Source organism: Streptococcus sanguinis, assembly GCF_026781265.1.
Classification (GTDB): domain Bacteria; phylum Bacillota; class Bacilli; order Lactobacillales; family Streptococcaceae; genus Streptococcus; species Streptococcus sanguinis_T.
Genome location: NZ_JAKUVC010000005.1, coordinates 98,661 through 119,371 on the forward strand (window position 1 = coordinate 98,661; position 20,711 = coordinate 119,371).

A 20,711-nucleotide genomic window follows, 5' to 3' on the forward strand; every position below is an offset into this window, starting at 1 on the left:
AGAAGAATGCGCGGACAGACATTTAAACAGGGGGCACAAGCGGCGGTGCCAACGGCTCTGGGCTATATTGGGATTGGTCTAGCCTGCGGCATCATGGCATCGCCTTATATGAATCCCTTGGAGATGGGGTTGATGAGTATTCTGGTTTATGCGGGCAGTGCTCAGTTTGCCATGATTGGTTTATTTGCCCAGCAGGCGCCGGTCTTGGCCATCGCACTGACTGTTTTTCTTATTAATATCCGGCATCTTTTGCTCTGTTTGCATGCATCAACTCTTTTTCGTAAGGCTAGCTTGATGCAGAATATTGTCATTGGCTCTTTTTTGACGGACGAATCTTATGGGGTCTTGATGGGAGAGCAGGTGCATACAGAAGAGATTGCGGCTAGCTGGATGATGGGTAACAATTTCATGAGTTATACTTCTTGGATTTTGGGTACTATTTTAGGAACTGCCCTCGGCGCCCTTCTGCCCAATCCTGAGAGCTTTGGTCTGGACTTTGCCCTAGTCGCCATGTTTATTGGCATTTTCTCCTCTCAATTTACAATCATGCTGCGACGGGTCAAGATAAAGAAGCTCTTTTTCGTCTTGGGCGTGGTGGGCCTTGCCTACTTACTCCTGACCATGCTGCTTCAAAATTCGCTGGCGGTGCTTTTTGCAACCTTGCTAGGCTGTATGGTGGGGGTGATCTTGGATGATAAGTAAGTATATTTTGCTGGCCATTCTTTTGTCAGCCCTGGTCACTTGGATTCCGCGGATTTTGCCCTTTATCCTAGTCAAGTACAAGGGGCTTCCGCCTATGGTGGAGCGTTTCCTCAAATATCTGCCAGTTTCCATAATCTTTGCCCTTATCCTGTCCAGTGTCACCAATGCTAAAACAGGCCAGCTGCCGAGTTTTAAATGGCTGGATTTAATGGCCGTATTTCCGACTAGCTATGTGGCTTTTAAGTATAAAAACTTGATTGCGACTGTTGTGTTTGGTGTAGTCTTGGTAGCCCTGCTGCGCTATCTGGCTGGATTTTTTGGGCTGTAAAGAGATACAAGACAGACTGAATCGGTCGATTCGGTCTGTTTTTTGTTAAATTCTAAGAATTATCTGAAAATATAATATTTTATGCTATAATGGAAGCAATCAAAATTATGGAGGTTCGGAAATGGCAGAAGCAGGTCATAAATTTTTAGCAAAATTAGGAAAGAAACGCCTTCGTCCCGGTGGCAAGCTGGCCACAGACTGGCTGATTGAGCAGGGGCAGTTTTCCAGCGATAAGAAAGTTCTAGAAGTTGCCTGCAATATGGGGACCACAACAATCGAGCTGGCTAAAAAATATGGCTGCCAGATTACTGCAGTTGATTTGGATAAGGCTGCGCTGGCTCAGGCTAAGCTTAATGGAGACAAAGCTGGTGTTAGTGAACTCGTCACATTTGAGCAGGCAAATGCTATGAAGCTGCCTTATGATGACAATTCTTTTGATATTGTTATCAATGAAGCCATGCTGACCATGCAGACGGATAAGGGGAAGGCCAAATGTATGGATGAGTACTACCGGGTGCTGAAGCCAGGTGGAGTGCTCCTCACCCACGACGTCATGCTCAAGCAAAAAGATGAGAATGTCCGGGAAGAGCTATCTCGTGCAATTAATGTCAATGTCGGTCCTCTGACAGAAGGCTCTTGGATTCAGCTGGCGCGTTCTCACGCTTTTAATCGTGTAGACACTTTTGTCGGCGAAATGACCTTGATGAGCCTTCGAGGTATGATTTATGATGAAGGACTTGGAGGAACTCTGAAAATCTGCTTTAATGCCCTTAAAAAAGAGAACTACGGCCAGTTTATGAAGATGTTTAAGATGTTTCAAAAAAATCAGGAAAAACTGGGCTTTATTGCTATGGTTTCTCGTAAATAACTGCTAGCCGCTTTGGAGACTGTAAGGAAATTTTAAAAATTTTCTAAAAAACTTGACCCTCCCCTTAGGTCATGGTATATACTAGTTAGGTAAGGAGGTCTATCATGTACCATATCAAAGAAGCTGCGCAGCTTTCAGGAGTCTCTGTCAAAACCCTGCATCATTATGATAAAATCGGACTGTTAGTCCCTGCCAAATCAGAAAATGGCTATCGAACATACAGCCAAGCTGATTTAGAGCGGCTGCAGGTCATCCTTTACTATAAGTATCTGGGTTTTTCTTTGGAGAAAATAGCAGAGCTGCTGAGTCAGGATGAACAGGCTTTATTGCCGCATCTGGTTAGGCAGTTAGAGTATTTGCAGCAGGAAAGAGACCGCTTGGATACCTTGATTTCCACCTTACAAAAAACCATCCAAGATGAAAAGGGAGAAAGAAAAATGACAATGAAAGAAAAATTCGCAGGTTTTACCTATGAAGACAATCACAAATATCATCAAGAAGCTGTCGAAGAATACGGTCAAGAAGTCATGTCGGAAGCATTGGTTCGTCAAAATGGCCGGGAAGAAGAATCTGCTGCAGCTTTCAATCAAGTTTTTCAAAGTCTAGCAGAGAATATGCAGCAAGGCTTGTCAGTTGACGTAGCAGAAAATCAAGAACAGGCAGCTCAACTCTTGCAAGCCATCCGTACTTATGGTTTTGACTGCTCTATTGAGGTGTTCGGTCATATCGGTAAAGGCTATGTCTATAACCCAGAGTTTAAGGAAAATATCGACAAATTTGGACTAGGCACTGCCCAGTACACAGCAGATGTGATTGCTGCTTATGTGCAGACAAATGCAGAATAAAAACTGGTGAGAATGTTCTGCACTGCCTCCAAAAAGTTAGACACAAAAAATCTAACTTTTTGGGGGTAGTTCAGTTCCTCGACCAGTTTTTTCAATTACTTTTAAATATTTTCCTAATCACTCATAATGCAAACTCCCTGCCACCCAGCCGGTGCAGAGGGCAGATGTGATGTTGAAGCCGCCCGTGTGGGCATTGATGTCTAGGACCTCTCCAGCGAAGTGGAGGCCGGGAACGAGTTTGCTTTCCAGGGTTTTAGGATTGATTTCCTTGAGACTGATGCCACCCTTGGTGACAAAGGACTTGGTCAGGGACATTTTGCCAGTGACAGGGATGGGCAGTTCTTTGATTTGTTTGATGAGGGCCTCTTTTTCACTGAGATTGAGTTGTTTGAGTTTCTCGGGAAAGGGCTGGGCAAAAAAGTCTGCTATTCGCTCAGGCAGGAGGATTTTCAGGCAGTTCTTCAGCGATTTTTCCCGGTTTTGTTCTAAAAAGTCTGCCAAATCCTGCTGACTTATCTGTGGCAGAAGGTCCAGATAAATGGTTTCGCCGCCCTTGACAAAGCTAGACAAGCGCAGGGCTGCCGGACCTGATAGGCCAAAGTAGGTAAAGAGCAAGTCGTGGGTGATGACATGCTTCCCATAGCTGAGGATCACATCGTCCAGCGAAATCCCCTGAAGTGCTTTGTGAGGAAAGTCAGTCAGAAGCGGACTTTCAGCGGCTTCTAGGTCGGTCACAGTGTGCTTGAAGTGTCGAGCAATATCGTGTCCAAAACCTGTCGAACCAGTTGAAGGGTAGGACTTGCCGCCAGTCGTCACAATCAATTTCTGACAGGTCCAAGTCTGGTCGCTGGCTCTGACAGTGAAAAGGTCGTCGGATTTTTTAACGGAGACGATTTCAGTATTGGTGATGACAGTGCCACCCAGCTCTGCAATTTTCTTTTCCAAAGCTTCGATAATGGTGCGGGACTTGTCTGTCGCTGGGAAAACACGGCCGTGGTCCTCAACCTTGAGTTTGACACCGTTCTCTGTAAAGAAGTTGATGATATCATGGTTGTCAAACTGGGAAAATACGCTGTAAAGAAAGCGCCCGTTGCCTGGAATTCCGGCCATGAGGTCATCTAGATTTCCATTATTGGTCACATTGCAGCGGCCGCCGCCTGTTCCAGCTAATTTCTTGCCTAGGCGTCTATTTTTCTCGAGGAGCAGGGTCTTTTGTCCATAGAAGGAGCTTGAGATGGCAGCCATCATGCCAGCCGGTCCTCCTCCGATGATGATTGTGTCGAAATGGTTCATTGGTGGTTTCCTTTCAGAGATAAGTTCGGCTAAGACTAGGTTGAGTTTTTTATCAGCTACTATTATCTAGGAGTTATCTATTGCTCACCTGTTTATTTTAGCTGTGGTATCTTACTCATTTTTAAGTCACTTAATCTGTCTCATTGTATCATAAAAAAGGGCTAAAAAGATAGGAGTCAGGCTCAAAAAATATTGTGAAATTTGACAGTTAAGGCTTGATATGATAAGATTTAGGTATCTACAAACTAGAAAAAGTTTTTGAGGAAATTATGGCAATTGAAAAGACAGTCAGCGAGTTAGCCGAGATTCTTGGAGTTAGCCGCCAGGCGATTAACAATCGTGTCAAGGCACTGCCGCCAGAAGATACGGAAAAGAATGAAAAAGGAGTCACGGTGGTGACCCGCAGCGGCTTGATTAAGCTGGAAGAGATTTATAAGAAAACTATTTTTGAAGATGAACCTGTCAGCGAAGATGTGAAGCAACGCGAGCTGATGGAAATCTTGGTGGACGAAAAAAATGCTGAGATTGTGCGTCTCTATGAGCAGCTTAAGGCCAAGGACAGCCAGCTGGCTAAGAAAGATGAGCAGCTGCGCATCAAGGATGTCCAGATTGCTGAAAAGGACAAACAGCTGGACCAGCAGCAGCAGCTAACAGCCAAGGCTATGAATGAGCGTGAAACCTTGCTGTTGGAGTTGGATGAAGCCAAGGAAAAGGTGCAGGAGCAGGAACGCAAAGGCTTCTGGGCACGTTTATTTGGAAAATAAAAATAAGGTTGGGACATCTGTCTCAACCTTGTTTTAAATAAGAATCGCTTTTTAGCAAGTTTTGTATTATTCACAACATAAAGGAAGAAAATGAAATCACAAAGACTAGGGCTTTTACGTCTCTATCGCAATCTTGATAAAATTCTGTTGCTCTTTTTCACAGTCTTTATGCTCATGGAGTTGGCTTGGGTTCCTTTTAACTCCTTTGCAGCAGAGACTCTGCTCAAGCAGACAGGCTACCTCTTCTTATCTTATACGAATGCCTTTAAAGTTCTGACTTCAAATGTCTGGGTTGGCTTAGCCTTTCTAGCGCTTTTTGCAGCTAATCTCTTTGTCGCTTATTTTCAGATTGGACTGATATTTATGGGTCTCCGCAATCTTCTGGACGAGGAAGAACGCAGCGCCTTCCAGTTTATTAAGAAAAGTTTCAAAGACAGCGGTTCGCTGATTCGCTACGCTAGGCCCAGCAAGATCCTCTTTATTGCGCTGTATATGGGCTTTATCTTTCCCTTTCTGCGACAAATTCTCAAAATCTATTACTTGAATAAAATTTTGATTCCAGATTTTATTGTGACCTATCTCAAGAGGTCCTTATGGATGAAATTATCAATCTATGCTTTAGGTTTTCTGCTTTTTTTGATAGCTGTTCGCCTGATGTTTGCCCTGCCCAAGCTCTTTTTTGAGCATTTCCGCCTACGAGATGCGATTAGGTATAGTTTGGAGAAGACCAAGGGGCACTTGATTCGCTATACTTGGCAGCTCTTTTGGATGCTAGCCAAGAGCTTTCTCTTCTTTCTTTTAAGCAGCATTCCGATTTTAGTGTTGCAGCAGTATGCTGGTGGCCAGTCCAATCAGATAGCCTTGATAGCAGCGGTTGTCAATTACTGCCTCATCAAGCTGGCTTATTACTTCATGGTAGCCTACTTTCTGATTAAGTTTGTGGCTTTTCTGACAGACAGTGAGCTGTCTGAATACCGCTACAGGAAAGGCCTGCCTCTCATGCGCTGGTTTATCCTTTTGGTCACTAGCTCTGCCTTTGCCCTTGAAGGATATGTCTATCTTAATCTACCCTTGGAAAACGTCCCTCTGACCATTTCTCACCGCGGAGTTTCGCAGGGAAATGGTGTTCAGAATACGGTTGAGTCGCTAGAGAAAACTGCCCTGCTCAAGCCAGATTATATCGAAATGGATGTACAGGAGACCAAGGACGGCCAGTTTGTCATGATGCACGATGCCAATCTAAAGGTCTTGGCCGGCGTTGATGTTAAACCGCAAGAGCTGACTCTGAAAGAGCTGACGGCTTTAGATATTGCAGAAAATGGACACACTGCCAAAATTTCAAGCTTTGATGCTTATCTCAAACGAGCCAATCAGATGGGGCAGCGACTCTTGATAGAAATCAAGACCAGCAGCTTGGACTCAGACGATATGATGGACCGCTTCCTGAGTCAATACGGAGCCAATATCAAGGTTTATGGCCACCAGATTCAGTCTTTGGACTATCAGGTTATTGACAAGACAGTCCAGTATGATGAGAGCATACCGACCTTCTTTATCCTGCCCTACAATACTATTTTCCCACGGACACAGGCTTCCGGCTATACGATGGAGTATTCGACCCTCGATGAAAACTTTGTCGATAAGCTTTGGACGACGGATAAGAAGCTTTATGACTGGACCATCAATGATGCAGACAGCATTGGCAAATCCTTCCGCTTGGGTGTTGACGGCATGATTACCGATGATTTAGAGCTGGTGCAAAGCTCTATCAAGGAACTGCAGAACAATCCTGACTATGCCCTGCTTTTGATGAGTAAGGCAGCAGATTTGCTTAATTTTGTGTAGTGGATTAGTGAGGAAACGACTATAAATCAAAAAAGACTGAGATTCTTCAGTCTTTTTTGCTGGTTCGAGTATTACTTGACTTATGTTTAGTCAAGAGGTAAGGTTATTTATCTTGCTTAAAAAGGCAATTTGCCTGCGAAAGCGCCCATTTTCTTCTGAGTGGCATCATCAATCTGAGCCAGCGCGTGATTCAGAGCTTGCGCAGTCATATCTGACAGAGTTTCCAAATCTTCAGGGTCCACAACGGCCGGATTGAAGTCAATGCTGACTACCTTTTTATCGCCTGTCAGTTTAGCAACAACTAAATCTTGGGCTGATTTGCCAGTGAATTCTGTTGCAGCTAGTTCTGCCTGTCCTTTTTCCATTTGTTTTTGAAGCTTTTGTGCTTGCTTCATCATGCTTTGCATGTTCATCATAAGATTTTCTTTCCTTTCTCTAGTAAGGGCTCAGCCCTTGGTAATCTTCACTCTTCAAATTATATCATTTTTTGGAAAAGTGGCAAGAATGTATAATGATATTTTGATATTGATTTATAGTGAGTTTGACAAGAAAGGCGATACTATGGTAAAATATTCTAGAATTTATATATTATTTAGGAGTACTTTCGGATGAAAAAACATAAATTGAAACTTTTGTTTCTTGGACTTTTATTACCTCTCTTCCTCTTAGCTGGCTGTAATGGTACACCTAGTATCAAAGGGAAGTGGAACGTTCAAGGAGCTTATGGTGATACAAATACTACGGAATTTACAGATAAAAAAGTAGTTGTTGAGGATAAGGAGAAAGAGTATAAGCAAGTTGCTACAGGATTTAAGAATAATTCTCATTATGTAGTTATTGAGATCGAGAAGCAAAAATATTCAATAGTTTTCCCAGATGCTGATAAGAATATTGCTATTCTGCTCCAGCCGTCTTCAGATGATGACTATCTGAACGGAGAGATGATTTTGGCTATGAACCGTAAGGAAGTTCCTAACTACGAGAAATATGCAGAAAAATACATGAATCGATAAGAAAAAGGCGTGGATTGTCAAGCCCCAGCTAAACTGGAAAGTAAAAAAAGTACATTATTGATGAAGGTAGGACTCCCTGAATTCCACAGGGGTCCTACCTTTTAATTTTTCTTGTGGTCTATCAAAGTTATACCACTGAATATAGTAGCCAATTTGTTGGATTAACTCATCTCTAGTTTCTGGTTTGTGAAGGCTAAGTGACTCACTCTTTAAATGGGAGAAGAAATTCTCACAACAAGCATTGTCATAACAGTTTCCTCTTCCTGAGTGAGAGATTGTTACGCCGTAGGCATCTAATTTTCTCAAGTATTGGAAGTTTGTGTATTGAAAGCCTTGATCTGAATGCAGAATACAAGATTGGGTCGTATCCCATGTTTCATTAAAGATCAAATCTAAATGATCAAAAACAAGACGATTATCATTGAAATCGGAAAGCTGATAGGCTAGAATAGAGTTGTCATATAAGTCTTTTATAACACTTAGAAACATCCGTCCATTTTTGTAATAGACATAACTAACGTCTGTCACGAGTTTTTGGTTGGGACGAGATGCTTCAAACCTGCGGGCAAGCATGTTGTAGTGGACGTGTCTTGCCTTTTCGTTTATCTCACCTTGTGTACAAGAGTCCTATTTTTTCTTGCGAATGGGGGATTTGAGCCCTAAGATTCGCATATAACGATGAATGGTTTTCGGATTATGATAGATATTTTTTTGGCGTTGGAGTTGCCGCCAATGATAGCGATAGCCCTTAGGATGCTCTTTGAAAGATGCTGTAAGGTGTTCAGCTAAATTCCAATCAAACGCTTTATAATCTGGTTTGCCATTTTTTAGCCATAGATAATAAGACGAGCGAGGAAATCCAAAATAAGCACACATAGCCACTACTGAATAACGATCTTTTAATTGGTGAACCACTCGATACTGGGCACTTTTCACTTCTTGAGGAGTGCCCTTAAAGTTTTTAAAATATCATTTTCCATCCTAAGATATTTATTTTGTTCCTCTAATGTCATATCTTCTAGTTTGACAGACTTTGGACGACTGACAGATGATTTCCCTCGTAAATCTTGTTTCAGAAGATCGGGATTTTTGCGATACTTTTTAACCCAGTTCTCTATCTGATTTTTGGATTTTAAGCCATATTTTCGTGCAATTAATGACAGTCCTCCACTTTTTCCACTTAAGTAATCTTCTACTACTTGGAGTTTAAAATCTGGATGATATGTAGTGAATTGACTTCCTTTTTTGCCATAAGAAAAGAACCTCCTTATAAGAACAGTATAGTGTACTTTTTTATACTGTCCATTATAAGCGGTTCTGTTCAAATTTGTGCTTTTTTCATTACCATTTTGATCTAATAAAGTGTATGAGGGAGTTCGATACTAGATTGCTCCAAGTCTACCGTCAGCTGATAGTCGGTCTTATCACGAACGGTATGCTCAAAGTCTGTAGTGTAGAGGACGAGGCGCAGTTGGTCGCCTTTTTTCATTTTATAGATGGTTGGTTGCAGTTCAAAGGAAAATTCCAGCCATTGGTCAGGAGTGACTTCTTCGACAGTCAGTAGGTTTGTCCGGTTTTGCAGGTTGATGAAGCCTTTGGTGATGACGCGATGAGGCGTTTCAGTATGGGGGAGTTCAACCAGATTGTCCAGCATATAGTAGCGGCCGTTGTCCATGACTCTAGGTTCAATAGGCGTAGGAAGTGGTGTGAGGCGTTTAGCTGGTCCGAAGTCCAGCAATTGAGCAGAAATCAGTCCCTTATCTGTGCTGGATTTGAGGCGAAGATTGAGCTGGCTCGCTCCGTTGAGAAAGAGGTCCTTTTCCAAGGTCCAGTCTAGAGTAATCTGGTTGACCTTACCGTCAAAGAGCTCAGTCTTGAAGCTTTGGTAGTTTTTAGCAAAACGATTATAGTCTTCTTCTGGGTATTGATTTTGGATAGATTGGCATTCTTGGCCTAGTTGGAGATGAAGATTCTGCTCTTGTCCACCGAAGTCTTCCAAGGTCAGCCAGCTTTGAGCTTGGCCATTGTCCTGCCAGATGACTGCTGGCAGTTCGAAGTCTGATTCACATCCCAGCAGTTTCTTGCTCAGCAGAGCATTGATAGACTCGCGGAAGTCGATGGACTGCCAGTTGTTCATGTAAACATGGGCACCGTTATGGAAGAAAAGATGCTTTTTGATATGGGGCGGTAAGGCCCGAAACATATTATAGACATGGAGAGGCTTAACGTTCCAGTCTTGAGAGCCATGGGTGAAGACGACTTCAGCCTTGACCTTCTCTGCGTGGAGCAGGTAGTTGCGGTCATGCCAAAATTGATTGTAATCCCCAGTTTGCCGGTCTAGGTCTTTGCGCTGCTGCTCTAGGCTTTGCTGATAAGCGTCGTTGTTGCGCAGGTAGTCACCAGCCCTCAGGTTGCGGGAGTAGGTCAGTTCGGTCAGGGATTCAAAGTCCTCTCCTGGATAGCCGCTAGGACTGGTAACGAGGCCGTTTTCGCGGTAGTAATTATACCAAGAAGAAATTCCAGCTTCAGCGATAATGACCTCCAAACCATCTACGCCAGTCGTTGCCAGCCCGTTGGACATGGTGCCCAGATAGGAGATACCGGTCGTAGCCACTTTTCCGTTGGACCAAGTGGCCTTGATTTCCCGTTGGCGAGTGTGGTCGGTGAAGGCTCGGCAGCGGCCGTTGAGCCAATCAATAACGTTCTTATAGGCTTCGATTTGCTGATAGTCGCCGCTGGTCATCAGTCCTTCAGAGTCTTTAGTTCCTACGCCAGACACATAGAGATTGGCAAAGCCGCGGGGCAGCAAGTAATCATTGAGCGTGTAGGTACCGATATGGCCTAATTTTTCCTCGGCTTCAGAGACTTCTTGGGCAAAATCCGGCGAATCCAGTTGGAGCAATTTGAGCTCAGGATCTTGTACTGTGATTTGATGAGGCTCTTTTTTTGCTAAGTCCACATTCATATCATGGAGAGCCTTGTCGCTTGCGGGGTCATTGGTTCCTTGATGATAAGGAGAAGCGGTCATAACTGCAGGCATTTGTCCTTGATAGCGGGGCCGGATAATGCTGAGCTTGATGAGGTCCGGACGACCGTCTCGATCAGTATCCACGCGTGATTCCACATAAACCACCTCTCGGATAGCATCATGGCTGGAAAAGGTTGCCAGGCTCTTGCCGTTGAAGTAGTGGTGGGTATTGTCCTCAGGAATCAAACCCTCGCTGACTAGCTTATCAACTAAGAGGTTGCCATTTTTTGTCCGAGTGTTGAGCAGCTGGTAGAGATTTTCCAACAAGTCTCCAAATGTAATGGGAAAGCCTGTTTCCTTGCGAAAGGCCTCAACATCTGTAAAATCAATGAAGGGCGAGAACTCAAGCAGCTGAAAGGCCACAGTATAAAAGACAGATGCCGTCAGTTCTCTGTCAGACTGGAAAAAGCTCAGCAGGTCTGTTTGGCTGTCAGCAGCCCAGGACTTCAAGGGATAATCTGTATTTTTATAAGTGAAAAAGCTGTTGCGGAGAAAATCTTCAAGATTTTCCTTATCAGAGCGATTGCTGTCATAAAAAAAGCCTAATTCAGCTAATTCTATCAACATATTTTCCCGATTCGTTCTTGTATAACTATACTGATTAAAACGCATATTCTTCCCTCTTTTTCTTATTTTTATTAAAAATGACCTTTACATTATCCATTATACTTGATAAAATAGACTTTGTCTAAAAAATATTTAAGGAGTATCACTAAATGGATTTCGAATGGGTCGTTAAATACGCCACAGAATTTTTAGGGACAGCTATCCTCATTGTCTTGGGGAATGGAGCTGTTGCCAACGTTGAATTAAAAGGAACTAAGGGACATCAGAGCGGTTGGTTAGTCATCGCTGTCGGTTACGGTATGGGGGTTATGATTCCAGCTTTGATGTTTGGTAATGTGTCCGGTAACCATATCAACCCTGCCTTTACTTTGGGACTTGCTGTCAGCGGTTATTTCCCTTGGGCACAGGTTGCACCATATATTGCAGCGCAGATTTTGGGAGCTATCTTCGGACAGGCTTTAGTAGTTGCGACCCACCGTCCTTACTATTTGGGAACAGAAAATCCTAATAATATTTTGGGTACTTTCTCTACCATCTCTAGTCTAGACCATGGCACGCCTGAATCACGTAAAGCAGCCTTGTTCAATGGTTTTATCAATGAATTTGTTGGTTCTTTTGTTCTTTTCTTTGCTGCTATGGGCTTGACCAAGAACTTCTTTGGAGCAGAATTGTTGAGCAAAGCTGAAGCAACTATCAATTCTCAAGCTGCTCAGATGGCAGCACAAGGGACTTCGGTTCCTAAAGAACAGATTGCTGCTGCAATATCTCAGGCTAAAGACCAAGTTGCACCATTCCAAGTTGGTAGCCTTTCAGTCGCTCACTTGGCACTTGGTTTCTTGGTAATGGCTTTGGTAACCTCTCTGGGAGGTCCTACTGGACCAGGACTGAACCCAGCTCGTGACCTTGGACCTCGTATCCTCCACTTCATCCTGCCAGAATCTGTTTTGGGCAAACACAAGGGTGATTCAAAATGGTGGTATTCTTGGGTTCCAGTTGTGGCACCGATTCTTGCAGGTATCACAGCAGTCCTCTTATTTAAAACAATCTACGGATAAGCATATAAGATCAGAGTTGGGGGATTTCCCCAGCTCTTTTTTTGAACGATAGAGGAGGTCAATAGGAAAATACAAGTTTGGCAATTTTATATTCATTTCACTATCTATAAGGTTCATTGCTCAGACTGTTTACCAATAAATCCAAGGCCTTCTTGTTTTAAAAATTGTTTATTTGCGCATAATTTCTTGTCAAAAAGATGAAAATCCATTACAATAAAATGGTTTGGAGGAATTATGAGCGCGAATCATATTATTAGAATTATCCCTGTATTAAAAATCAATAATCGTCATTTAAATCAAGAGTTTTTTGTAAAACGGCTGGGCATGAAGGCCCTTTTAGAGGAAGCTGCTATTTTGTCTTTGGGAGATCAGACTAAGACTGAGAAACTGCAGTTGGAAGAATCGCCCAGTATGCGGTCTCGGCGAGTCAAAGGCCCTAAAAAATTAGCCAGAATCGTTGTCAAGGTTGCAGATGCTAAAGAAATCGAGTCTCTATTGGCTCAAAAGCCTGCTTGGACTAAGCTTTATCAAGGAGAGAAAGGCTATGCTTTTGAAGCGATGTCACCAGAAGGCGACCTAGTTCTCCTGCATGCAGAAGAGAATAGAGCAAATCTTCAAGAAGTCACGGCAGCGCCTGAATTTGAAAAGCAAGAGGACTTTATCGGTCTTAGCCACTTTGAGATAGAGACAGTTGAGATTCATGTACCTGATGCTAATGCAGCTCAAGAATTTTACAGCAAGGTTGAAAATGCGCTGGATTTTCTGACCTTTACAGAAGCAGAGGGACAAGACTTGCAGGCAGACAATGCCCTAACTTGGGACTTGACCATGCTCAAAGCCCAGGTCAATCGTTTAGAAACCGCTGCGCTGCGTCCTATTTTTGAAGGACGCGAGGTCTTTGTACCCAAGTCAGATAAGTTCCTGCTGAGTCAGGATTCTAGCAAGATTGAATTGTGGTTTGAAGCATGACTCTAGAAAAAATCATCAGTAAAATCCAAGAACAGCTGAAAGACGGTATCTATCCCGGTGCTAGTCTGGCCTTGTATCAAGCTGGCCGGTGGCAGGAATTCTACTTTGGTCTGGCAGATCCGCAAGAAGGAAAGAAGACTCAAGCGGGATTGGTCTATGACTTGGCTAGCGTCAGCAAGGTGGTCGGAGTTGGCACTCTGGCAGCCTTTTTGTATGAGCAGGGCAAGCTGGAGCTGGATTTGCCCTTACAGCATTATTATCCAGCCTTCCATCGAGAAGATGTGACCTTGCGTCAGCTTTTGACCCACACATCTGGGCTGGATCCCTTTATTCCCAATCGTGACCAGCTGACAGCTCCCGAGTTGAAAGCAGCGCTTAATCATTTGACGGTGCTTGAAGATAAGACCTTTCGCTATACGGATGTAAATTTTCTGCTCTTGGGCTTTATGTTGGAAGAGATCTATGGTCAGGCCTTGGTTCAGATTTTTCAAAGTCAGATTTTCCAGCCTTGGGGTTTGGCTGAGACTGGTTTTGGTCCAGTTCCAGGAGCTGTGCCGACCGTTCGCGGTTTCAAGGATGGTCAGGTTCATGATCCTAAGGCGCGTGTTCTAGGCATCCATGCTGGCAGTGCAGGCTTATTCTCAACTCTCAGGGATTTGGAAATATTTCTGGAACATTATCTACAGGATGACTTTGCGACCAATCTGACCCAGAATTTTTCCAAGGAGCCAGGCAAAAGACGCAGTCTAGCCTGGAATCTGGAGGGCAGCTGGCTGGACCACACTGGCTACACGGGCACCTTTATCATGTATAATCATAAAGAGCAAAAGGCGGCTATTTTCCTATCCAACCGGACCTATGAAAAAGACGAGCGGGCTCAATGGATCTTGGATCGGAACCAGCTGATGGACCTGATAAGAATAGAACTTTAAAAGACTCCGGCTGCAAGCCCCGGAGTTTTATCATGTCTGCCTATATAAATATCGGTCTCTAGCCCCAGTGATTTTCTCTTAATAAAAATCGCTTTTTTTGCCAAAGTATATTAAAATAAGATAGAGAGAATCTACAGATAAGAGAAGACTATGACAAAAGCAATCGGTGTCGGCAAGGCACACAGTAAAATTATTTTAATGGGAGAGCATTCAGTAGTCTATGGCTATCCGGCCATATCCCTGCCTCTTAATCGTATTGAAGTGACCTGTCAGGTCTTTCCGTCTGAGCGGGCCTGGACTCTCTACGCCGAGGATACGCTGTCCATGGCTGTCTTTGCCTGTCTAGAACATCTAGGTCGGCAAGGGGCTAAGATTCGCTGTCAGGTGGAGTCCATGGTCCCTGAGAAGAGGGGGATGGGTTCTTCAGCAGCGGTCAGTATTGCGGCTATTCGGGCGGTCTTTGACTACTTTGAGGAAGAACTGGATGACCAAACACTGGAGATTCTAGCTAATCGGGCAGAGATGATTGCCCATATGAATCCCAGTGGCCTTGATGCTAAGACCTGCCTCAGTGATGTGGCTATCAAATTCATCCGCAATTTCGGTTTCAGTGAAATTGAGCTGGATCTGGCTGCTTTTTTAGTCATTGCAGATACGGGCATTCATGGTCATACCCGCGAAGCTATCCGTGCTGTAGAAAGTCAGGGTCAAAAGGCTCTGCCTTTGCTGCAGGAATTGGGGAATTTAACGAAAATCCTTGAGAAGGCTATTTCTATCAAGGACCTGATGACAATGGGACAAGCTATGACCAAGGCGCACGAGAAGCTAGCCAAGCTAGGAGTGTCTTGCCAGAAAGCAGATGAGCTGGTGGCGGCAGCGCTTGAAAATGGAGCTTTGGGTGCTAAGATGAGCGGCGGCGGTCTGGGTGGCTGTGTCATTGCTCTTGTAGGAGAAAAAAGTCAGGCGGAGGCCTTAGCCGCCTTACTGAGAGAGAAAGGGGCCATTAACACATGGATCGAAAGCCTGTAAGTGTCAAATCCTATGCCAATATTGCAATTGTCAAATATTGGGGGAAGAAAGATGCAGAAAAGATGATTCCGTCTACCAGCAGTATCTCGCTGACACTGGAAAATATGTATACCGAGACCCAGCTGAGTCCTTTGCCGGATACAGCGACTGGAGATGAGTTTTATATTGACGGTCAGCTGCAAAGTCCGGCAGAACATGCCAAAATCAGTAAGATAATTGACCGTTTCCGACCTCCAGAAGATGGTTTTGTCCGTGTTGATACCAGCAACAATATGCCAACAGCAGCGGGTCTGTCTTCCAGCTCCAGCGGTCTGTCTGCCCTCGTCAAGGCCTGCAATGCTTATTTTCAGACGGGCTATCAGACGCAAGAGCTGGCTCAGCTGGCCAAGTTTGCTTCAGGATCGTCTGCTCGCTCTTTCTTTGGTCCGCTAGCGGCCTGGGATAAGGACAGTGGGGATATTTATCCAGTCAAGACGGATTTGAAGCTAGCTATGATTATGCTGGTTCTTCACGATGAGAAAAAGCCTATTTCCAGCCGCGACGGTATGGAGCTCTGTGCTAAAACTTCCACGATTTTCCCAGATTGGATTACCCAGTCTGCCTTGGATTATCAGGCTATGCTAGGCTATTTGCAGGACAATGATTTTGCCAAGGTGGGTCAGCTGACAGAAGAAAATGCTCTTCGAATGCATGCTACAACAGAAAAAACTTATCCGCCGTTTTCTTATCTGACAGAGGAGTCTTACCAAGCTATGGATGCTGTCAGAAAGCTGCGGGACCAGGGCGAGCGTTGCTACTTTACCATGGATGCAGGGCCAAATGTCAAGGTCCTCTGCTTGGAGGAAGACCTAGACCATCTGGTGGCTATTTTTGAGAAGGACTACCGACTTATCGTATCCAAAACAAAGGACTTGTCAGATGAAGACTAGTGCAAGAGTTCAAACCTGCGGCAAGCTCTATCTGGCGGGTGAATATGCAGTGCTGACGGCCGGCCAGCCAGCCATTATCAAGGCCATCCCAATCTATATGACGGGAGAAATCCGGGCAGCCTCTGCCTATTGCTTGACATCAGATATGTTTGATCACAGCGCTAACCTAAAGCCAGACCCTGATTATGCCTTGATTCAGGAGACGATAGCAGTTATGAACACTTATTTGCTAGCCTTAGGCTACCAGCTTCAGCCTTTTTCTCTAAAGATTAGTGGCAAGATGGAAAGGGACGGCAAGAAGTTCGGGATTGGCTCCAGTGGTAGTGTTGTTATTCTAACCATCAAGGCCATGGCAGCACTTTATGAGCTGTACTTAGAGCCAGAGCTACTCTTTAAGCTGGCTTCCTACGTTCTCCTCAAGCGCGGAGACAATGGCTCCATGGGAGATCTAGCCTGCATTGCTTTTGAAGATCTGATTTACTACCGGTCTTTTGATAGAGAGCTGGTCCGCAAGCGCATGGACAAGGTTGATTTACAGCAATTACTAGCAGAGGATTGGGGTTTTGAAATTCGCAGTATTAAGCCTTGCTTAGCCATGGATTTTCTAGTTGGCTGGACCAAGCAGCCGGCTATCTCTAAGGACTTGGTCAATCAGGTCAAGTCAGCTATTTCAGAGTCCTTTTTGACAGGCAGTAGGACGCAGGTTGATGCTTTGGAGAGAGCTTTATTAGTAGGAAAGAAGTTCGCTATTCAGTCTAGTCTGGAAAAGGCTAGCCGGCTCTTAGAAAGGCTCAGCCCAGCTATTTATACAGACAGGCTGAAAGTCTTAAAAGAAGCGGCAGAGGGACTGAACTGTGTAGCTAAGAGCAGTGGTGCTGGCGGTGGAGACTGCGGGATTGCTCTCAGCTTTGATGCTGTGTCTAGCAAGCAACTGATTCAAGCCTGGCGAGAGGCTGGCATTGAGCTATTATACAGAGAAAGGATGGGCCATGATGAGCCAGAATCGTAAGGATGACCATATCAAATACGCTTTAGAGCAGCGTCCGGGTTACAACAGTTTTGATGAAATGGAACTGTTTCACCGTTCTTTGCCCAAGTATGATTTGGCAGAGATTGACCTATCTACTCACTTTGCTGGTCGTGATTGGGAGTTTCCCTTTTACATCAATGCCATGACTGGCGGCAGCCAAAAAGGCGGCCAAATAAATGAAAAGCTGGCTCAAGTAGCTGAAAGTTGTGGCCTTCTTTTTGTGACTGGCTCTTACAGCGCAGCCTTGAAAAATCCTTCTGATCTTTCCTATCAGGTGGCGGCTAGTCGGCCTAATTTATTACTGGCTACCAATATCGGCTTGGACAAGCCTTATCAAGCCGCCCAGCAGACAGTAGCTGATTTGCATCCCCTCTTTTTGCAGGTCCATGTCAATCTCATGCAGGAATTGCTGATGCCAGAAGGTGAGCGGGAGTTTCGTTCTTGGCGCCAGCACTTGACTGATTATGGTCAGCGGCTGGATCTTCCCCTAATTCTTAAAGAAGTTGGCTTTGGCATGGATCGCTCTACTATCGAAGAAGCGCGCTCCTTGGGGATTCAGACTTTTGATATTTCCGGCCGGGGTGGCACTAGCTTTGCCTATATTGAAAATCAGCGGGGTGGCAATCGTGACTACCTCAATGATTGGGGACAATCTACTCTGCAGAGCCTGTTGGCGCTTCAGCTATTGCGCGATGAGGTCGAACTCTTGGCTAGTGGAGGTGTCCGCCATCCTTTGGATATGATCAAAGCCTTGGTCTTAGGAGCCAAGGCGGTCGGCCTCTCTCGTACCATGCTGGACTTGGTGGAAAATCACTCGGTGGAAGAAGTTATTGATATTGTAGAAGGCTGGAAATCAGATCTGCGTCTCATCATGTGCGCCCTATCCTGCCGAAACTTGCAAGAATTAAAGAATGTTCCCTATCTACTCTACGGTCGGCTAAAAGAAGCTCAGGAACAGATTGACTAAAAAGCATAAAGACATACAAAAAAGGCCATCAAGGCCTTTTTACTTGTCCTGTTTTCGTAAGTCTGCTAGTACTTCCTGAGCAGCAGCGAGATTGAAAATCTTCTTGGCTGTTAAGCGACTGGCTACAGCAGCAATTTCTTCGTCTTGGGCTCCAGCTTGCAATGCTAAGGATTTTGCTTGCAATTTCATGTGACCAGCTTGGATGCCAGTGCTGACCAGGGCTTTGAGGGCGGCGAAATTTTGCGCCAATCCGACCGATACGATGAGGGAAGCCAAGTCCTTGGCCTGAGGTTGCCCTAGCAAGTCAAAGCTGGCTGTCACTGCGGGATTGAGGCCAATGGAGCCTCCCTTGGTTGCAATGGGCATGGGCAGGGTCATCTGACCATGAAGCTGGCGTTTGTCTAGGTCTGCAGTCCAAGCGGAGAGACCGCAGTAGCTTCCTTCTCGGCTGGCATAGGCATGAGCACCGGCTTCTATAGCCCTCCAGTCATTTCCAGTAGCCAGTACCAAAGCATCAATACCATTAAAGATACCTTTATTGTGGGTAGCTGCTCGGTAAGGGTCGACCTGGGCTAATTTGCTGGCTAGCTGCATCTTTTCCGCAAGAAGTTCCGCCTCAGCCTTATCCCGACTGAGAAAGCGATAGTCGATGACACAGCGGGCTGTTACCAGGCTATCTGTTGCATAGTTTGACAGGATAGCCATCAGACTCTTACCGCCAGTCAGGTCTTCCAGAGGAAGGGTGAGGGCCTCCAGCATGGTGTTGAGCATATTGGCTCCCATGGCTTCCTGCGTATCCACAGATAGATAAAAAATGAGGAAGTCATCCTTTTGCTCCAGCCAGAGATCTCTAGCACCGCCACCACGAGCCACAATCGATGGATAGGCTTGATTGGCCTGTTCCAGCAACTCTTTCTTTTTCCTGAGAACATCTTTAATGGCTTGGTCTGCATTATCAACCTGATAGAGGGCGATTTGCCCAATCATCTGGCGTTTGTGAACCTCTGTCTCAAATCCGCCTGAACGTTTGATAATCTTAGCGGCAAAGCTGGCTGCTGCTACCACAGATGGCTCTTCTGTCACAAATGGAACTTGATAGGTCTTACCATCCACCAGAAAGTCTGGCACCAGAGAGTAGGGTAGGGCCAGAGTGGCCAGTACATTTTCGCTCATCTGATTGGCTGTTTCCAGAGGCAAAGTCTGCTGACTGTCTAGCAGCTGCCAATGTTCATTTTGTAAAAGTCCCTTTTCTTTCAGCATCTGGAGCCGTTCAGCAGGAGTTTTTTTGGAAAATCCAGTCCAATTTACTTTCATGATGATTTCTCAACTTTGATGTACTTACGCTGGTGCTCTGCAATTTCCGCCAGAGCAAAGCTTTGGTTTTCATAGCCAGAGAAGCGGGCATTGCCCTCCGCATCCAGCTTAGCTTCTTCAAAAAAGATGCGCTCGTAGTCTGCGATGGAAAGAGCCTGACGCTGGTCTAATTCCTCTAGGCGTGTCTTGGATAGATGCTTTTCATAGCCCTCTACCAAATTGGCACTAAAGATTTCAGAGACAGCTCCGCTGCCATAGCCGAAAAGAGCAATCCGATCGCCAGCCTTGAGGTTGTCAGAGTTTTCTAAAAGAGACAGGAGGCCTAGGAAGAGGGAGCCTGTATAGATATTTCCAACTTTTTGGCTGTAGAGAATAGAGGCTTCAAAGTTCTTTCTAAGCTGGTCTTGCTGCTCCTGAGGAAGGCTTTTATCCATGATTTTATTAAGGCCTTTGAGGGCCAGTTTTGGATAAGGCAGGTGGAAGCAGTAGGCCGCAAAATCTTTGAGAGCCAGCTTGTGGCGCTTTTGGTATTCCGTCCAAGTTGTCTTTAAGCTATCCAGATACTGCTGGGTTGAATAGAGCCCGTTGACATAAGGTGTTGTCGAGTAATTTGGGCGCCAAAAATCCATGACATCGCGTGTCTGAGCTACATTATCATCATTGAAAGCGAGGATACGAGGATTGCTGCTAATCAGCATAGAAATAGCTCCCGCTCCCTGAGTTGGCTCGCCAGATGTATGAATGCCATACTTGGCAATGTCGCTAGCTAACACCAAAACTTTGCTGTCTGGATGTTTTTCGATATGGAGCTTGGCATAGTCCAGTGCAGCAGTTGCTCCATAGCAGGCTTCCTTGATTTCAAAGCTACGGGCAAAAGGCTGGATGCCCAAAAGGCCGTGGACAAAAACGGCTGCCGCCTTGCTCTGGTCAATACCTGACTCAGTAGCCACGATGACCATATCAATCTTTTCTTTGTCCTCTGCTGTCAGGATGGGTTCTGCTGCCGCCGCTCCCAAGGTAACAATATCCTCAGTCAGAGGAGCAATGCTTAGTTCCTTGAGCAAGAGTCCCTTGCTAAGCTTTTCTGGGTCAGTCCCACGGGCTGCCGCTAAATCATTTAATTTTAAGACATAATTACTGGTCGCAAAACCGATTTTGTCGATTCCGATTGTCATTATAAGACCTCTTTAAATCCTTTTATTCTAGTATATTCCGAAGACTATTTTACCATAC

At 45.0% G+C, this 20,711-nt stretch carries 22 protein-coding genes; 14 read left to right on the forward strand and 8 right to left on the reverse strand.

Annotated elements, in window-relative coordinates:
- Nucleotides 1–6 precede the first annotated feature (6 nt).
- The 4 genes from MK370_RS07840 to MK370_RS07855 all read left to right on the forward strand — a co-directional run bounded on the left by MK370_RS07840 (nt 7) and on the right by MK370_RS07855 (nt 2,743).
- A complete protein-coding gene (locus MK370_RS07840; RefSeq protein ID WP_268684831.1) occupies nt 7–702 on the forward strand; it encodes an AzlC family ABC transporter permease in 696 nt (231 codons plus the stop codon).
- The gene (locus tag MK370_RS07845) at nt 692–1,030 is read left to right on the forward strand and encodes an AzlD domain-containing protein (RefSeq protein WP_268684832.1); all 339 of its coding nucleotides are present in this window, start codon (nt 692–694) and stop codon (nt 1,028–1,030) included. The genes MK370_RS07840 and MK370_RS07845 overlap by 11 nt, the downstream gene beginning before the upstream one ends.
- Nucleotides 1,031–1,151: 121 nt before the next feature.
- Nucleotides 1,152–1,898: a class I SAM-dependent methyltransferase gene (locus tag MK370_RS07850; protein ID WP_268684833.1), complete on the forward strand. Its 747-nt coding sequence runs from the start codon at nt 1,152–1,154 to the stop codon at nt 1,896–1,898.
- 104 nt (nt 1,899–2,002) lie between these two features.
- Nucleotides 2,003–2,743, forward strand: coding sequence for a MerR family transcriptional regulator (locus MK370_RS07855; protein WP_268684834.1), 741 nt, complete (start codon nt 2,003–2,005; stop codon nt 2,741–2,743).
- A 117-nt stretch (nt 2,744–2,860) separates the two neighbouring features.
- On the opposite strand, the gene MK370_RS07860 is transcribed toward MK370_RS07855, so the two are convergent.
- Nucleotides 2,861–4,036: an NAD(P)/FAD-dependent oxidoreductase gene (locus MK370_RS07860; protein ID WP_268684835.1), complete on the reverse strand. Its 1,176-nt coding sequence runs from the start codon at nt 4,034–4,036 to the stop codon at nt 2,861–2,863.
- Nucleotides 4,037–4,305: 269 nt separating this feature from the next.
- Between MK370_RS07860 and MK370_RS07865 the strand changes: the two genes are divergently transcribed.
- Both MK370_RS07865 and MK370_RS07870 read left to right on the forward strand, forming a co-directional pair.
- Nucleotides 4,306–4,800: a DUF536 domain-containing protein gene (locus MK370_RS07865; RefSeq protein WP_111676580.1), complete on the forward strand. Its 495-nt coding sequence runs from the start codon at nt 4,306–4,308 to the stop codon at nt 4,798–4,800.
- 90 nt (nt 4,801–4,890) lie between these two features.
- Complete coding sequence (locus MK370_RS07870) at nt 4,891–6,645, forward strand: glycerophosphodiester phosphodiesterase (RefSeq protein ID WP_268684836.1); 1,755 nt, start codon at nt 4,891–4,893, stop codon at nt 6,643–6,645.
- A 116-nt stretch (nt 6,646–6,761) separates the two neighbouring features.
- On the opposite strand, the gene MK370_RS07875 is transcribed toward MK370_RS07870, so the two are convergent.
- Nucleotides 6,762–7,061 carry a YbaB/EbfC family nucleoid-associated protein gene (locus MK370_RS07875; RefSeq protein WP_268684837.1) on the reverse strand — a complete coding sequence of 100 codons (300 nt, stop codon included), beginning with the start codon at nt 7,059–7,061 and terminating at the stop codon, nt 6,762–6,764.
- A 192-nt stretch (nt 7,062–7,253) separates the two neighbouring features.
- Between MK370_RS07875 and MK370_RS07880 the strand changes: the two genes are divergently transcribed.
- Nucleotides 7,254–7,658 (forward strand): glycosyltransferase, encoded by a 405-nt coding sequence (locus MK370_RS07880; RefSeq protein WP_268684838.1) that lies wholly within the window; start codon nt 7,254–7,256, stop codon nt 7,656–7,658.
- A 54-nt stretch (nt 7,659–7,712) separates the two neighbouring features.
- Here the strand turns inward: MK370_RS07880 and MK370_RS07885 are convergent, their stop codons facing one another.
- The 4 genes from MK370_RS07885 to MK370_RS07895 are packed head-to-tail and all read right to left on the reverse strand — an operon-like array spanning nt 7,713 to nt 11,298.
- Entirely contained in the window at nt 7,713–8,264 is a 552-nt protein-coding gene (locus MK370_RS07885) for an IS3 family transposase (RefSeq protein ID WP_419152999.1), read from the reverse strand.
- Nucleotides 8,265–8,285: 21 nt separating this feature from the next.
- Complete coding sequence (locus MK370_RS11365; protein ID WP_419152997.1) at nt 8,286–8,534, reverse strand: IS3 family transposase; 249 nt, start codon at nt 8,532–8,534, stop codon at nt 8,286–8,288.
- Nucleotides 8,535–8,590: 56 nt separating this feature from the next.
- Nucleotides 8,591–8,983, reverse strand: a complete 393-nt coding sequence (locus MK370_RS07890; protein ID WP_268684840.1) for a helix-turn-helix domain-containing protein — start codon at nt 8,981–8,983, stop codon at nt 8,591–8,593.
- A 29-nt stretch (nt 8,984–9,012) separates the two neighbouring features.
- Nucleotides 9,013–11,298: a Xaa-Pro dipeptidyl-peptidase gene (locus MK370_RS07895; RefSeq protein ID WP_268684841.1), complete on the reverse strand. Its 2,286-nt coding sequence runs from the start codon at nt 11,296–11,298 to the stop codon at nt 9,013–9,015.
- A 104-nt stretch (nt 11,299–11,402) separates the two neighbouring features.
- Here MK370_RS07895 and gla point away from each other — a divergent pair, with 104 nt between their 5' ends.
- From gla to fni, 7 genes are all read left to right on the forward strand, one after another.
- Nucleotides 11,403–12,308: an aquaglyceroporin Gla gene (gene gla, locus MK370_RS07900; protein WP_011836437.1), complete on the forward strand. Its 906-nt coding sequence runs from the start codon at nt 11,403–11,405 to the stop codon at nt 12,306–12,308.
- Nucleotides 12,309–12,542: 234 nt separating this feature from the next.
- On the forward strand, nt 12,543–13,277 hold the full coding sequence (locus MK370_RS07905; RefSeq protein ID WP_268684842.1) for a CppA N-terminal domain-containing protein: 735 nt from the start codon (nt 12,543–12,545) through the stop codon (nt 13,275–13,277).
- Entirely contained in the window at nt 13,274–14,209 is a 936-nt protein-coding gene (locus MK370_RS07910; RefSeq protein ID WP_268684843.1) for a serine hydrolase domain-containing protein, read from the forward strand. Before MK370_RS07905 ends, MK370_RS07910 begins: the two co-directional genes overlap by 4 nt.
- A 150-nt stretch (nt 14,210–14,359) precedes the next feature.
- A complete protein-coding gene (mvk, locus tag MK370_RS07915) occupies nt 14,360–15,238 on the forward strand; it encodes a mevalonate kinase (protein WP_268684844.1) in 879 nt (292 codons plus the stop codon).
- Nucleotides 15,220–16,167 carry a diphosphomevalonate decarboxylase gene (mvaD, locus tag MK370_RS07920; protein ID WP_268684845.1) on the forward strand — a complete coding sequence of 316 codons (948 nt, stop codon included), beginning with the start codon at nt 15,220–15,222 and terminating at the stop codon, nt 16,165–16,167. The genes mvk and mvaD overlap by 19 nt, the downstream gene beginning before the upstream one ends.
- Nucleotides 16,157–17,176 (forward strand): phosphomevalonate kinase, encoded by a 1,020-nt coding sequence (locus MK370_RS07925; protein ID WP_268684846.1) that lies wholly within the window; start codon nt 16,157–16,159, stop codon nt 17,174–17,176. The genes mvaD and MK370_RS07925 overlap by 11 nt, the downstream gene beginning before the upstream one ends.
- Entirely contained in the window at nt 17,157–18,164 is a 1,008-nt protein-coding gene (gene fni, locus MK370_RS07930; RefSeq protein WP_268684879.1) for a type 2 isopentenyl-diphosphate Delta-isomerase, read from the forward strand. The genes MK370_RS07925 and fni overlap by 20 nt, the downstream gene beginning before the upstream one ends.
- A gap of 39 nt (nt 18,165–18,203) precedes the next feature.
- Here the strand turns inward: fni and MK370_RS07935 are convergent, their stop codons facing one another.
- Together MK370_RS07935 and MK370_RS07940 are read right to left on the reverse strand one after the other, a co-directional pair.
- The gene (locus MK370_RS07935) at nt 18,204–19,478 is read right to left on the reverse strand and encodes a hydroxymethylglutaryl-CoA reductase, degradative (protein WP_268684847.1); all 1,275 of its coding nucleotides are present in this window, start codon (nt 19,476–19,478) and stop codon (nt 18,204–18,206) included.
- A complete protein-coding gene (locus MK370_RS07940) occupies nt 19,475–20,653 on the reverse strand; it encodes a hydroxymethylglutaryl-CoA synthase (RefSeq protein WP_268684848.1) in 1,179 nt (392 codons plus the stop codon). The genes MK370_RS07935 and MK370_RS07940 overlap by 4 nt, the downstream gene beginning before the upstream one ends.
- Nucleotides 20,654–20,711 lie beyond the last annotated feature (58 nt).

Bases quoted from the DNA above. Each gene is read 5' to 3' on its own strand.
- MK370_RS07840 (WP_268684831.1), top strand. From the start codon at position 7: ATGCGCGGACAGACATTTAAACAGGGGGCACAAGCGGCGGTGCCAACG.
- MK370_RS07845 (WP_268684832.1), top strand. From the start codon at position 692: ATGATAAGTAAGTATATTTTGCTGGCCATTCTTTTGTCAGCCCTGGTC.
- MK370_RS07850 (WP_268684833.1), top strand. From the start codon at position 1,152: ATGGCAGAAGCAGGTCATAAATTTTTAGCAAAATTAGGAAAGAAACGC.
- MK370_RS07855 (WP_268684834.1), top strand. From the start codon at position 2,003: ATGTACCATATCAAAGAAGCTGCGCAGCTTTCAGGAGTCTCTGTCAAA.
- MK370_RS07860 (WP_268684835.1), bottom strand. From the start codon at position 4,036: ATGAACCATTTCGACACAATCATCATCGGAGGAGGACCGGCTGGCATG.
- MK370_RS07865 (WP_111676580.1), top strand. From the start codon at position 4,306: ATGGCAATTGAAAAGACAGTCAGCGAGTTAGCCGAGATTCTTGGAGTT.
- MK370_RS07870 (WP_268684836.1), top strand. From the start codon at position 4,891: ATGAAATCACAAAGACTAGGGCTTTTACGTCTCTATCGCAATCTTGAT.
- MK370_RS07875 (WP_268684837.1), bottom strand. From the start codon at position 7,061: ATGATGAACATGCAAAGCATGATGAAGCAAGCACAAAAGCTTCAAAAA.
- MK370_RS07880 (WP_268684838.1), top strand. From the start codon at position 7,254: ATGAAAAAACATAAATTGAAACTTTTGTTTCTTGGACTTTTATTACCT.
- MK370_RS11365 (WP_419152997.1), bottom strand. From the start codon at position 8,534: ATGTGTGCTTATTTTGGATTTCCTCGCTCGTCTTATTATCTATGGCTA.
- MK370_RS07895 (WP_268684841.1), bottom strand. From the start codon at position 11,298: ATGCGTTTTAATCAGTATAGTTATACAAGAACGAATCGGGAAAATATG.
- gla (WP_011836437.1), top strand. From the start codon at position 11,403: ATGGATTTCGAATGGGTCGTTAAATACGCCACAGAATTTTTAGGGACA.
- MK370_RS07905 (WP_268684842.1), top strand. From the start codon at position 12,543: ATGAGCGCGAATCATATTATTAGAATTATCCCTGTATTAAAAATCAAT.
- MK370_RS07910 (WP_268684843.1), top strand. From the start codon at position 13,274: ATGACTCTAGAAAAAATCATCAGTAAAATCCAAGAACAGCTGAAAGAC.
- mvk (WP_268684844.1), top strand. From the start codon at position 14,360: ATGACAAAAGCAATCGGTGTCGGCAAGGCACACAGTAAAATTATTTTA.
- mvaD (WP_268684845.1), top strand. From the start codon at position 15,220: ATGGATCGAAAGCCTGTAAGTGTCAAATCCTATGCCAATATTGCAATT.
- MK370_RS07925 (WP_268684846.1), top strand. From the start codon at position 16,157: ATGAAGACTAGTGCAAGAGTTCAAACCTGCGGCAAGCTCTATCTGGCG.
- fni (WP_268684879.1), top strand. From the start codon at position 17,157: ATGATGAGCCAGAATCGTAAGGATGACCATATCAAATACGCTTTAGAG.
- MK370_RS07935 (WP_268684847.1), bottom strand. From the start codon at position 19,478: ATGAAAGTAAATTGGACTGGATTTTCCAAAAAAACTCCTGCTGAACGG.
- MK370_RS07940 (WP_268684848.1), bottom strand. From the start codon at position 20,653: ATGACAATCGGAATCGACAAAATCGGTTTTGCGACCAGTAATTATGTC.